Below are 12,415 nucleotides of genomic sequence, written 5' to 3'. Positions count from 1 at the left end.
ATGCGAACACGTGCCTCCGGGGTGTCCCCGGATCGGGCGGAGGGCCGGTTGCACAGCGTCAGCTGCTGGGCCGGGTGGGGCGCGACGCTGTCGTCCATTCGGTGGGCATGCGCGTGTGTGCTCGCACAGGTGCCGCGCGCGGGTAATGACGTGGCTACGCTGGGCGGCTGGCGGCCCGCGCTCCCTGTGTTGTCTGCGGTGTTCCGCTCGACCAGGTGGGAGAGAAGCCGATGACCGGACCAGGGGCGAACGCCCTCTGGTACGCCCAGCAACTGACCACCGGCGGGCTGCAGGGTTGGATCCAGCAGAACATCGTGCCCCTGATCCTCCTGGGCATCGCCATCATCATGCTGTGGATCGGCGGGCGCGGCGACAACGCCGGCGTCGCCCGGCGCAGCATCGGCCTGCTCATCGGCCTGATCGCCCTGGGCATCGCCGTGAGCGGCAACGGCCCTCGTGTCGGTGAGTTCCTCGCCAACCTGATCGTGGGCTGACTCCCGTGCTGGTCCGTACCGATGACGAGGTCTACCGGGTCGACTCGGTCTGGCTCGGCCCGCCGCGCGCCACGTTCCCGTGGCGCGCGCGGTACGTCTCGTACGGTGTCGGGCTGCTCGTGATGATCGCGGTCATGTTCGTGCAGCGCCGGGTGGGCATCGGCCTGGACTTCTTCTCGGTGGCCTGGGCGCTGGTGATCACGGTCGTGGCCACCCGCTTCCTCGGCAAGCGGATCGACTACGAGCGTCCGCTGGGCCAGGTCGCCGAGCTGTTCCGGCACGAGGTGACGGGCCCCCGACGGCGCCGGACGGGCTCGGGCGGGCCGGTGCGGTTCGCCCACGTCCGCACCCACCGGACGCTCCCCGCCCAACGGGGTGGTGCTCGTCGCCTGCCCCGGGCCGAGGCCGGGATCGAGCAGGCCGGACTCGACCGGGCCGCCCGGCCGGACCAGGTCCGACCAGCCCGGGTCCGACCCGGATGGACCCGGCCCGCCGGCGTCACGGCGTCCGCGGCCACGGCGTCTGCGCACACGGGATCGGAGCTCGGCCCGCCCGCGCTGCCGAGCCCCCGGCCCGAGGGCCTGCGGGACATCACGCCGGTGGCGCGCCCCGAGGCCGCGCCCCGCCGCGTCGACCCCCGCACGCCCGCCCAGCCCGCCCCGTGGGCCACCGCCGCCGAGCGCGGGAAGGGTGGCCGACGTGGCCGCGCGTGAGGACCGCGATCCCTTCCGGGACGGCCGCCGCCCCACCGGCCGCGGCCTGCAGGGCGAGACCAAGCTGCCCAAGTTCAGCCCCACGATCGCACTGCGCAGCATCGACGGGCACGTCACGCGCACCGGGACCCAGGTCATGGCCTGGTACCGGCTGTCCCCGCAGGCCTGGAGCTTCCGCAGTGACGGTCAGCGCGAGATCCTGATCCGCCAGATCGCCGCCCAGCTCGGCGAGCTGCAGGGCCGCTGGCTGCACCTGCGCGTGACCACGCGTCCGTACCCCGTGCACATGTGGGCGGAGTCCTTCGACCAGAACGCGCTGGGCCGGATGCCGGACGTCCCTGGCGCCCTGGGCTGGGACGCCTTCCTCGAAGGCGAGCAGCGCCACCTCATGGGCCTGTCCATGAGCGACAAGGAGGTCTTCCTCGGCGTCGAGGTCTCCGGGCGCAGTATGTTGGACCGCTGGGTCGAGCGGGCCGCTCCGGTGCTGGGCAAGGTCGTGCCCGCTGCCGTGCGAGCCGAGCTGTCGGCGTTGGAGTCCGAGCTCAACCACCTGGACGCGCTGGTCAGCGGCCCCGGGCTGGACGGTGTCCCCGCGACCGCCGCGGACATGTCCTGGCTGATGCACCGGTCCGTCGCACTCGGGCTGCCCGCCCCGCGCAGCCTCTCGGACGTCCCGGTCGGCGTCACCCGCTGGGAGGCGGAGGACCTCGCGACCTTCACCGACGGCGTCGAGCTGCACCAGGAGCCCTACGCGCCGACGGTGAAGGTGACCGGCCGGGTCCGCGGCGAGGCGGTGACCCGGGACATCGCGGTGCTGTCCGTCGGGCTGATGGAGGGCCTGCGGATCCCGGAGATCGACGACCCGTGGATGCAGCACTCGGACCGGCTCCCCTTCCCCGTGGAGTGGTCCGCGCGGATCTACGTCCGCAAGCCGGAGGAGGTGGCCGGGGAGCTGCAGCGCCAGATGGGCAAGGTGCGGTCGCAGATCCGGCACTACACCCACGACCACGATCTCGAGCCCCCGATGTCGCTGGCCCGCCAGGCCGACCGGGTGCTCGAGGTCGAGGACGAGCTGACCAGTGGGCTCACCCAGCTGAACACCCGGCTCTACGGCTGGTGGCGGATCGCCGTCGCGGGCCGGGACGAGTCCGAGGCCATCACCCGCGCCCAGCAGGTGCTGGACCTCTACTCGCCCAAGGTGCAGATCGAGCACCCGGAGGCGCAGTACCGCTACGCCCGCGAGTTCATCCCGGGCGAGCAGCTCGCCTCGACGGCGTACCGCCGCCGCGGCTCCGTGACCTGGGCGGCGGCCGGGGTGCCCGCGGCCACGGCCTCCGTCGGCGACCGGCGCGGGATCATGCTCGGCGAGACCTGCACCGCGACCCGACGACCGGTGGCCTGGGACCCGTGGCTCGCCCAGGAGGTCCGGCGGGCCTCGGGCCTGACTGCGGTGGTCGGCGGCCTGGGCTCCGGCAAGTCCTTCCTCACCGGCCTGATCGTCTACAAGACGCTCCGGGCAGGCGCGCGCTGGACGGTGCTGGACCCCTCCGGCCCGCTGGCCGAGCTGACCCGGCTGCCGGAGTTCGCGAGCTTCTCCCGCCACATCAACCTGCTCCGCGCGGATCCCGGCATCCTCAACCCGTACCGCGTGGTCGCCGAGCCCAAGCCCGAGCACTTCCTGGACGACGACGACCCCGAGCGCTCCTGGCGCCGCGAACGGCTGCTGGCCGCGGCCACCCGTCGTCGTCTGGTGCTGGACGTCCTGTCCGGCCTGCTGCCCTACGACGTCGCGCGGCTCCCGCACACCCGGATCGTGCTGCTCCGCGCGGTGCGCGAGGTCGGCGGCGCGGCGGACCGGCATCCCGGCCTGGTGATCGACGCCCTGCGCCGCCACCAGCGGGAGGGCGAGGACCACTCCGGCGTCGTCGCGGACTTCCTGGAGGAGCGCCGCGAGCTGCCGCAGGCCGCGCTGCTCTTCCCGGACACGAGTCGGGACGACCCGTGGGCCGCGGACCGCGACTACCGCCTGACCGTGCTCACGATGCAGGGCATGACGCTGCCGCGGCCCGGCAGCCCGCGCGAGGAGTGGACGGACAACGAGGCGCTCGCCGTCGAGCTGCTGAACCTGGCCTCCTGGCTGACCCAACGCACGATCTACGACGCGGACCGCAACATCCGCAAGGGCGTCGCGCTGGACGAGACGCACTTCCTCTCCCAGGTCCCCACGGGCAAGGTGCTGATCGACCGGCTCGCCCGGGACTCCCGCAAGTTCAACGTCCGGGCCCTGTTCGCCTCGCAGCTGGCGGGCGACCTGCTGCGGGTCAGCGGGTTCGCGTCCCTGGTCAACGCCGTGTTCGTCGGTCGGACGGACGACGAGGAGGCCCAGACCGAGGCGCTGCGCCTGCTCCGCGTGCCGACCGGTGTGGGCTACGAACAGATGCTCGGCACCCTGTCCCCCCGTCCCCGACACGACGACCGCCCGGACGACACCCCCCGCCAGTTCGTCTTCGCGGACGGGCACGGCGGTGTCGAGAAGATCCGGATCGACCTGGAGGCGCCGCACCTGGACCACGTCCGGGAGGCGCTGGACACCAACCCGGACGCGAACCGGGTCGCCGTGCGCGGCGTGCCGCTGCCCAGCGGGGACGCGGGCCGGGCGCCGGACGAGCCGCGGCCGGTCGGGGCGCGGCAGGTCGTGGTGCCCGCGGGCGGAATCGATCTGGACGACGACACCGACCCCTCCCATCTGCCCGACCTCACCGCCGCGGACGTGCGCAGCGGCGCCGCGACGCGGGTCGGGCCGGGCGAGGCGTCCTGGGGCAACGGCCTGCGCGTGGTGGACCCGGAGCGCGAGGCCGCGGCGGACGAGCAGCTCGAGCTGCTGGACGACCTGGAGGAGGGCTGGGCGGACCTGGACGAGGAGGCGGAGCTCGCGGAGCCGACCATCGGCAGGGAGTCCGGCCTGATCGAGCCCGGCGACCTGGAGGACCACGCGGCGAACGGACACGGCGGGAACGGCGCCGCGGGCCACCGCGCCCCCTCCGCCCCCTCCGCCCCCTCCGGCGAGGGCGGGCGGTGACCCCCGCGGATCCGGTGAGCAGCCCGGTCGGTGCCCTGGGGCTGCTGGCCGTGCTGCTCGTGATCGTCGCGGCCCTGGTCCGCGGCCTGCGCCCCCGCCCGGCCCCCTTCCTCCCCGGCCGAGAGGAACCACGGTGTCGTCCGGGCCATGATCGAACAGTGCCGAGGTTCCTCTCGGCGGCCTCGCGGCGGCCGCGGGCGGCCTCCCTCGTGCTCGTGCTCGCCATCGTGGCCGGCGCCTCGCTGATCGGCTCGCCCGCCGTCGCGCAGCCGTTCGACTGCACGCAGGCGCCCGAGCCGGACCGGCCGGGGACGGGGCTGGTCGGGTCCATCGACCCGCCGCGGACCGACGGCGGCGAGCCGGGCAGCGTGTACCGCGAGGTCGGCTACGCGGGCATGACCTGGCACAACTACGACCTCGGCTGCGCGGGCGGCGTGCTCAACCCGGCCACGACGACCGACACCTGGCTGGGCAACCAGACCTTCAACGTGGCCAAGTTCGCCGTCGGCGGGGTGAACTGGGCGCACTACCTGATCGCGGACGGCGGCGCGCTGCTGGACCCGCTCGACGCCGTCATCACCTCGGCCACGCAGGCCATGTACCAGTCGGTGTTCCTGGTATGGATCGGCGTCGCGCTGGCGATCCTCGCCGTCGTGCTGCTGCTCATGGCCATGCGCGGAGACCTCGCCCGGCAGACCCAGCGCGGCGCGATGGCCATCGGCGCGCTCGTGCTGGCGGCCGCGGCCTACCTCGCCCCGGTCAACTGGGCGCGCGCCGCGGACTCCCTGCTGCTCGACGGCGTCACGCAGATGCAGGAGGGCTTCCTCGCCCAGGTGGGCCTCGGCGACCGGGACACCCTGCCCACGGTGCTCGTGGACCAGGTCGTCTACCAGAACTGGCTGCGCGGCAACTTCGGCTCGCCGGACGTCCCGCAGGCCACGGACCAGGGCAGACCGCTGCTGCGCGCGTCGACCTTCACGATCGACGAGGTCGCCACCGGCCAGGACACCCCGCAGCTCGCCGAGCAGAAGAAGGCGGACTTCGAGGCCATCGCCGGGCAGCTCGGGGACCGGTACAGCTACTTCCAGGGCGAGTCCGGCAGCCGCGTCGGGGTCGGCGTGCTGTCGCTGGTGCAGGCGGTGTGCATCGCGTTGTTCCAGCTGCTGTCGAAGGTGCTCGTGCTGGTCGCCATGCTGCTGCTGCGGCTCATGGTGATGACCGCGCCGGTGATCGCGGTGATCGCCGTGCTGAAGCCGGACGTGCTGCCCGCGCTGCTGCGGGTGGCGGGCGCGGCGATCGTCAACACGGTGATCGTGGGCGCGCTGGCGGGGCTGCACGCCCTGCTGGTGGTCTCGCTGTTCCGGCCCGGTTCCGGCATCGACCTCTGGCTCGCGCTGCTGGTCACGGGCGTGGTCACGGTGGTGCTGTGGGCCGTCGCCCGGCCCTTCCGCAGGCTCGTGTCGATGGTCTCGCTGACCCGCGACCAGTTCGGCGGGATCGTGCCCGGGATCAGCGGCGGGCCGATGTCGCGGGTCTGGCAGCGGATGCGCGGCGCCGACCCGGAGCCCCGGCAGGGCCGCTGGTGGGACGAGCGGCGGGCCACCGGTGCGGGAGGCGACGCGGACGCCGTCCGGCCGGAGGCGGGGTACAACGGGCCGCCCGTCCAGGCGACCGTCACCCAGGCCGGTCCGGGTGCGCGCACCCCCCGCAGGCACCCCGAGACGGCCTCGATCCCCGTGGCACGCCGGGCGGCGCTCCCGGCCGGGAACCCGCGCCTGCCCGCGAGCACCGGCGGCTACCCGGCCCGCACCGACCCCGGGGAGATCGACGAGCGCGTGATCTACCGCCGCCCGGACTCGCCCGCGCTCCGGTCCGCCGAGGTCAGGCCGGTGGATCCCGAGCTCGTCGACGGCACCACGGTCTACCGGCTCTACCGCCCCGCGAGGTCCGGCCGTGCCGATTAGGTCCCCGCGCGGGCGCGCGGCCGCCTACCGGGCCCTGTGGTCGTGGCCGTTGCGCAGCCCGCTCCGGCTGGCGGTGACGGCGGTCGTGGTGGCGGCGCTGGCCCTGCTGGTCAGCCTGCTGCTGAGCGGCAGGGAGTCCGCAGACCAGGTGGCGGCCCCCGGCGGCCGCACCGTCCCGACGACGAGCGCACGCTCCCCCTCCTCGCTCGCCCCCACCGCGTTGCCGCCGGTCGCCCCGCTGACGCCGACGACGCTGCCGTTGTCCGCCGCCCCGCCCGCCGCGGTGCAGGTCGCGCAGAACTGGGCCGCGGCCTGGGCGAACCATCCCGCGGGCACCACGACCCAGACGTGGGTCGCCGGTCTCACTCCCTTCACGACCGCCGAGTACGTCGGCACCCTGAGCGGTGTGGACCCGGCCAACATCCCCGCCTCCCGCGTGACCGGCCCCGCCCGGCCCACCGAGGTGTCGCCGCGGTCGATCTCGGTCGAGGTGCCCACGGACGCCGTCACGCTGGCGATCACCGTCGTCGAGACCGAGGCGGGCTGGCGGGTCGCCGGCTACGACCAGGCCTGACGCCGTGCGCCTGCTCCGGCCGCTGCGCCTCCTGCTGCCCTTCGTCGCGATCGGCGTGGCGCTGGTGGTGTTCCTGGCGCTCGGCTTCCTGGCGTTCGCGCCGACGACCACGCAGCAGGGCCCCACGATGTCGGCCTGCGACGCCGGCATCGGCGCGGTCGGCCGCGCGACGGCCGGGCAGCCCGCGGGTGCGACGATCGAGACGCTGAGCGACGAGCAGAAGCAGAACGCCTCGGTGATCATCGGCGTCGGGCGGGAGATGAACACCCCGCCGCGGGCGTGGCTGGTGGCGCTGGCCACGGCGATGCAGGAGTCCACCCTGCGCAACATCGACTACGGCGACCGGGACTCGCTGGGGCTCTTCCAGCAGCGGCCGTCGCAGGGCTGGGGATCACCCGCCCAGGTCACCGACCCGGTGTACAGCTCGCGGACGTTCTACGAGCGGCTGCTGCAGGTCCCGGGCTGGGAGCAGCAGCCCGTCACGGTGGCCGCGCAGACCGTCCAGCGCTCCGCGTTCCCGAACGCCTACGCGAAATGGGAGAACCTGGCCGCGTCCCTGGTGGGGCAGGTCGGCGGGGTCGCGGACCCGGCGGGCTGCGGCCCGGGCGCCGCGTCGCTGCCGGAGGGGGTGGCGCGGGCGGCGATCGAGTTCGCGCTCGGCGAGGTCGGCAAGCCGTACGTCTGGGGCGCGACCGGGCCGAACACCTACGACTGTTCGGGGCTGATGCTGCGTGCCTTCGAGGCGGCCGGGGTGCAGCTGCCGCGGGTCTCGCGGGACCAGTACAACGCGGGCGGACACCTGCCGGTGCGCCAGTCGCAGCCCGGCGACCTGATGTTCTACGCCTACGACCGCACCGACCCCCGCACCATCCACCACGTCTTCCTCTACCTGGGCAACGACCAGATGGTCGAGGCGCCCTACAGCGGGCAGAACGTGCGGGTGCAGCCGGTAAATTGGGACTACGACGAGCTGGTGCCGCTGGCCACCCGCCCGGGTACCCCCGCCAACGCCGCGTGAGACGCCCCGCCCGAGACAGCCCCGCCCGAAGCCTCCCCGCCCGAACCTCCCCGCCCCCAGACAGCCCCGCCCGAGATCGAGGTCCCGCCGTGTCCCGCCCGCCCGTGCCCGCCCCCGCACCGAGGCCCCGCTCCACCACCCCGCTGGCGGACTACCTCGACCGCCCCGCCCCGGGCGCGGGCCCGGAGTACCTGGTGGTGCCGCGGTCGCTGGCCGAGGCGATGCCGCTGCGCTGGCAGCAGGTCTTCGCGGGCCTGCTCGCCGACCTGCACGACGCCTACGGCCACCTCGACTGGCCGGACTACCGCGTCGTGCCCTCGCGCTGGGAGCTGGTGCAGGACCTGGACGAACAGCAGCTCGCCGCCGCGGGGTACGTCGCGGACCTGAACGCCGAGGGCGGCCTCGAGTACCGCAGGGCGGACGGCGCGGTGGCCGGGGAGGCCGAACGGGTGCTCGCCCCCGTCGTCGATCCGCTGCCGGTTCCCGGCGAGGACGTCCCACCCCCGCGCCCCGCCCCTCCGCTGTAGGGCCGTATCCGGGTCTCTAGCGCTGGATCGAGACAGCGCGATATCACGCGATCGACCGCGCTCACGGCACGACACGTGCGGTCGTGGACCGCCGCCGGAGAAAGTTGAGTCGGGCGGGAACAACCTTCGGAGCCCGCCCGTTGGACCGGGCAGAGAGTTGAGCGAGTCAGGCTCAAGGCCGAGTTGACGGGCCGAGGCTGGACCGCAAGACTTGAGCCCGTTCCGCTCAACCGAGCGGTCACCACGAATTTCGGAGGCACCAACCATGGCTCGTGCGGTCGGCATCGACCTCGGGACCACCAACTCCGTCGTCGCCGTCCTCGAGGGCGGGGAGCCGACGGTCATCGCCAACTCGGAGGGCGCGCGCACCACCCCCTCCGTCGTGGCGTTCGCACGCAACGGCGAGGTCCTCGTAGGCCAGTCCGCGAAGAACCAGGCCGTCACCAACTCGGACCGGACCTTCCGCTCGGTCAAGCGCCACATCGGCAGCGACTGGAAGACCCCGGACATCGACGGCAAGACCTACAGCACGCAGGAGATCTCCGCGCGCGTGCTGCAGAAGCTCAAGAGGGACGCCGAGTCCTACCTCGGTGAGGAGATCACCGACGCGGTGATCACGGTCCCCGCGTACTTCGAGGACGCGCAGCGCCAGGCCACCAAGGAGGCCGGTCAGATCGCGGGCCTCAACGTCCTGCGCATCGTGAACGAGCCCACCGCGGCGGCGCTGGCCTACGGCCTGGACAAGGGCGAGACCGAGCAGACGATCCTCGTCTTCGACCTCGGCGGCGGCACGTTCGACGTGTCCCTGCTGGAGATCGGCGACGGCGTCGTGGAGGTCAAGGCCACCAACGGCGACAACCACCTCGGTGGTGACGACTGGGACGAGCGGATCGTCACCTGGCTCGTCGACAAGTTCAAGAGCAGCCAGGGCATCGACCTGACCAAGGACAAGATGGCCGGGCAGCGTCTGCGTGAGGCGGCCGAGAAGGCGAAGATCGAGCTCTCCAGCTCGAACAACGCCACCATCAACCTGCCCTACATCACGGTCGACTCGGACAAGAACCCGCTGTTCCTGGACGAGACCCTGTCGCGCGCCGAGTTCCAGCGCATCACCCAGGACCTGCTGGACCGCACCCGTGCACCGTTCAACCAGGTGGTCAAGGACGCAGGCATCTCCGTCGGCGACATCGACCACGTGGTGCTGGTCGGCGGCTCCACCCGCATGCCCGCCGTCACCGAGCTCGTCAAGGAGCTGACCGGCGGCAAGGAGCCCAACAAGGGAGTCAACCCGGACGAGGTCGTGGCCGTCGGCGCCACCCTGCAGGCCGGTGTGCTGCGCGGTGAGGTCAAGGACGTCCTCCTGCTGGACGTCACCCCGCTGTCCCTCGGCATCGAGACCAAGGGCGGCGTGATGACCAAGCTCATCGAGCGCAACACCACCATCCCCACCAAGAAGAGCGAGATCTTCACGACGGCGGACGACAACCAGCCGTCCGTGCAGATCCAGGTCTTCCAGGGCGAGCGCGAGATCGCGGCCTACAACAAGAAGCTCGGCATGTTCGAGCTGACCGGCCTGCCGCCCGCCCCCCGGGGCGTGCCGCAGATCGAGGTCTCCTTCGACATCGACGCCAACGGCATCGTGAAGGTCACCGCGATCGACAAGGGCACCGGCAAGAGCCAGGACATGACGATCACCGGCGGCTCGGCCCTGAGCAAGGACGAGATCGACCGCATGATGGCCGAGGCCGAGGCGCACGCCGCCGAGGACGCCAAGCGTCGTGAGGAGGCCGAGGTCCGCAACCAGGCCGAGACGCTGGTCTACCAGACCGAGAAGTTCCTCAAGGACAACGAGGAGAAGGTCCCGGCGGACGTCAAGGACTCCGTGACCTCCGGGCTGGACGAGGTGAAGGAGGCCCTGAAGGGCACCGACGCCGAGGCCGTCAAGTCCTCGATGGAGAAGCTCGCCACCGAGTCGCAGAAGCTCGGCCAGGCGCTCTACCAGCAGCCGGGCGCCGAGGGTGCCCCCGCCGGTGACGCCGGACCCACCCCGGACGACGGCCAGAAGGCGGACGACGACGTGGTGGACGCCGAGATCGTCGACGACGAGGAGAAGAAGGACAAGTGAGCACTCCCTACGGATCCGACCGCAGGCCGGGCCCGGAGGGGGAGCAGGAGGAGCCGGTCCGCTTCACGGACCGGCGCCGGATCGACCCCCTGACGGGGGAGGTCCGGACCCCCGGGAACACCGGGGCGGGTGGCGCCTTCCAGGGCGCCACCGCCCCGCCCGGGGCTCCGCCCACACCGGAGGCCGAGCCGGAGATCGAGCTGGAGGACCCGCGCATCGCGGACCTCGAGAAGCAGCTCGAGGAGCGCACGAACGACCTCCAGCGGGTCAACGCCGAGTACGCGAACTACCGACGCCGGGTGGACCGGGACCGGGAGGCCGTGCTGATCGGGGCGAAGGTCTCCTTCGTGTCCGACCTGCTCACCGTGTTGGACGACATCGCCCGCGCGGAGCAGCACGGCGACCTGACCGGCCCGTTCAAGTCGGTCGCGGACAAGATCGTCAACGTGGCGCGGGGGCTCGGTCTCGAGTCCTTCGCCGTGGAGGGCGAGCTGTTCGAGCCGGCCGTGCACGAGGCCGTGCAGCACGAGCCCGCCGAGGCCCCCGGCCCCACGGTCACCGTGCTCACCGCGGTGCTGCGCCAGGGTTACCGGATCGCCGACCGGGTGCTCCGCCCGGCGATGGTCACGGTGGCGGACCGGCCGGACACCGCGCCGGAGACCGAGGCCGACGCACCGGCCGCACCGACTACTGAGGACTGAGAGGAGGCGGGATGACCCAGCGGGACTGGATCGAGAAGGACTTCTACCGTGAGCTGGGCGTCTCGTCCACGGCGTCGGACTCGGAGATCAAGAAGGCGTACCGGAAGCTCGCCCGCGAGCTGCACCCGGACGCCAACCCGGGGGACGCCAAGGCGGAGGCCCGGTTCAAGGCCGTCTCCGAGGCCTACGGCGTGCTCGGCGACGCCGCGAAGCGCAAGGAGTACGACGAGACCCGCGCGCTCTTCGCGGGCGGCGGGATGCCGGGCGGCTTCGGCGGCGGGCAGGGCTTCCCGGGTGGGTTCTCCCAGGGCGGCGCCCAGGGCTTCGACCTGAACGACCTGTTCGGGCAGGCGGGCCGCGGGGGCGGCGGCGGGGCCGGTGGCCTCGGCGACCTCTTCGGCGGCCTGTTCGGCAACCGGGGCGGCGCCGGGCCCGCCCCCGGCATGCAGCGGGCCCAGCAGGGCTCGGACGTCGAGAGCTCGTTGACCATCCCGTTCGAGGACGCGGTCCGCGGCGCCACCATGACGCTGACCGTGACCTCGCCCGGGACCTGCGACACCTGCCACGGCAGCGGGGCGCGCCCCGGCACCGGCTCGCACACCTGCCGGGTGTGCGGCGGGTCCGGGTTCGTGAACCGCTCCGAGGGCGCGTTCGCGATGTCGGAGCCCTGCCGCGAGTGCCGCGGCACCGGGTCCGTGGTCGACGACCCGTGCCCCGAGTGCCACGGGGACGGCGTCAGCACCAAGGCGCGGCCGCTGACCGTCCGCATCCCCGCGGGCGTGGAGGACGGCCAGCGCATCCGGCTGGCGGGCAAGGGTGGCCCGGGGCGCTTCGGCGGCCCGGCCGGTGACCTGTACGTCAAGCTGAAGGTGACACCGCACCGGCTGTTCGGCCGATCGGCCAAGAACGGCAACGATCTCACGCTGAAGGTTCCCGTGACCTTCCCCGAGCTCGTCTCCGGTGCGACGCTGACGGTGCCCACGCTCGACTCGACGGTGTCGCTCAAGATCCCCGCGGGGACCGCGAGCGGCCGGACCTTCCGGGTCCGCGGGCGCGGGGTGCAGGCGAAGAAGGGTGCGGGCGACCTCCTCGTCACCGTCGAGGTGGCCGTGCCGCAGCGGCTGGACGACGCCGCGACCGAGGCGCTGCAGGCGTACTCGGACGCGACGAAGTCCTTCGATCCGCGGGCCGACCTGCTCGCGCGATAGGAGGAGGTGCAC

At 73.1% G+C, this 12,415-nt stretch carries 10 protein-coding genes; all 10 read left to right on the top strand.

Annotation, left to right across the window (positions count from 1 at the left end):
- Window positions 1–230: 230 nt before the first annotated feature.
- The 10 genes from ABD993_RS07705 (at window position 231) to ABD993_RS07660 (ending at window position 12,403) form a co-directional block, all read left to right on the top strand.
- Entirely contained in the window at window positions 231–494 is a 264-nt protein-coding gene (locus ABD993_RS07705) for a hypothetical protein (protein WP_345414168.1), read from the top strand.
- Window positions 495–499: 5 nt separating this feature from the next.
- The gene (locus ABD993_RS07700) at window positions 500–1,207 is read left to right on the top strand and encodes a hypothetical protein (protein WP_345414166.1); all 708 of its coding nucleotides are present in this window, start codon (window positions 500–502) and stop codon (window positions 1,205–1,207) included.
- A complete protein-coding gene (locus ABD993_RS07695; RefSeq protein WP_425568913.1) occupies window positions 1,194–4,286 on the top strand; it encodes an ATP-binding protein in 3,093 nt (1,030 codons plus the stop codon). Before ABD993_RS07700 ends, ABD993_RS07695 begins: the two co-directional genes overlap by 14 nt.
- Before the next feature lie 14 nt (window positions 4,287–4,300).
- Window positions 4,301–6,250, top strand: coding sequence for a hypothetical protein (locus ABD993_RS07690; protein WP_345414164.1), 1,950 nt, complete (start codon window positions 4,301–4,303; stop codon window positions 6,248–6,250).
- Window positions 6,240–6,824, top strand: coding sequence for a hypothetical protein (locus ABD993_RS07685; RefSeq protein ID WP_345414162.1), 585 nt, complete (start codon window positions 6,240–6,242; stop codon window positions 6,822–6,824). The genes ABD993_RS07690 and ABD993_RS07685 overlap by 11 nt, the downstream gene beginning before the upstream one ends.
- 4 nt (window positions 6,825–6,828) lie before the next feature.
- Window positions 6,829–7,842, top strand: a complete 1,014-nt coding sequence (locus ABD993_RS07680; RefSeq protein ID WP_345414160.1) for a C40 family peptidase — start codon at window positions 6,829–6,831, stop codon at window positions 7,840–7,842.
- Between the two features lie 89 nt (window positions 7,843–7,931).
- Window positions 7,932–8,369, top strand: a complete 438-nt coding sequence (locus ABD993_RS07675) for a hypothetical protein (RefSeq protein ID WP_345414158.1) — start codon at window positions 7,932–7,934, stop codon at window positions 8,367–8,369.
- Window positions 8,370–8,634: 265 nt separating this feature from the next.
- Entirely contained in the window at window positions 8,635–10,494 is a 1,860-nt protein-coding gene (dnaK, locus tag ABD993_RS07670) for a molecular chaperone DnaK (protein WP_345414156.1), read from the top strand.
- Complete coding sequence (grpE, locus tag ABD993_RS07665) at window positions 10,491–11,195, top strand: nucleotide exchange factor GrpE (protein ID WP_345414154.1); 705 nt, start codon at window positions 10,491–10,493, stop codon at window positions 11,193–11,195. The genes dnaK and grpE overlap by 4 nt, the downstream gene beginning before the upstream one ends.
- A gap of 11 nt (window positions 11,196–11,206) precedes the next feature.
- Window positions 11,207–12,403, top strand: a complete 1,197-nt coding sequence (locus ABD993_RS07660) for a DnaJ C-terminal domain-containing protein (RefSeq protein ID WP_345414152.1) — start codon at window positions 11,207–11,209, stop codon at window positions 12,401–12,403.
- Window positions 12,404–12,415: the final 12 nt, after the last annotated feature.

This window comes from Pseudonocardia xishanensis (genome assembly GCF_039541715.1).
Lineage (GTDB): Bacteria > Actinomycetota > Actinomycetes > Mycobacteriales > Pseudonocardiaceae > Pseudonocardia > Pseudonocardia xishanensis.
Note: the sequence above shows the minus strand (reverse complement) of the source record. Positions and strands in the feature narration are given on the sequence as shown.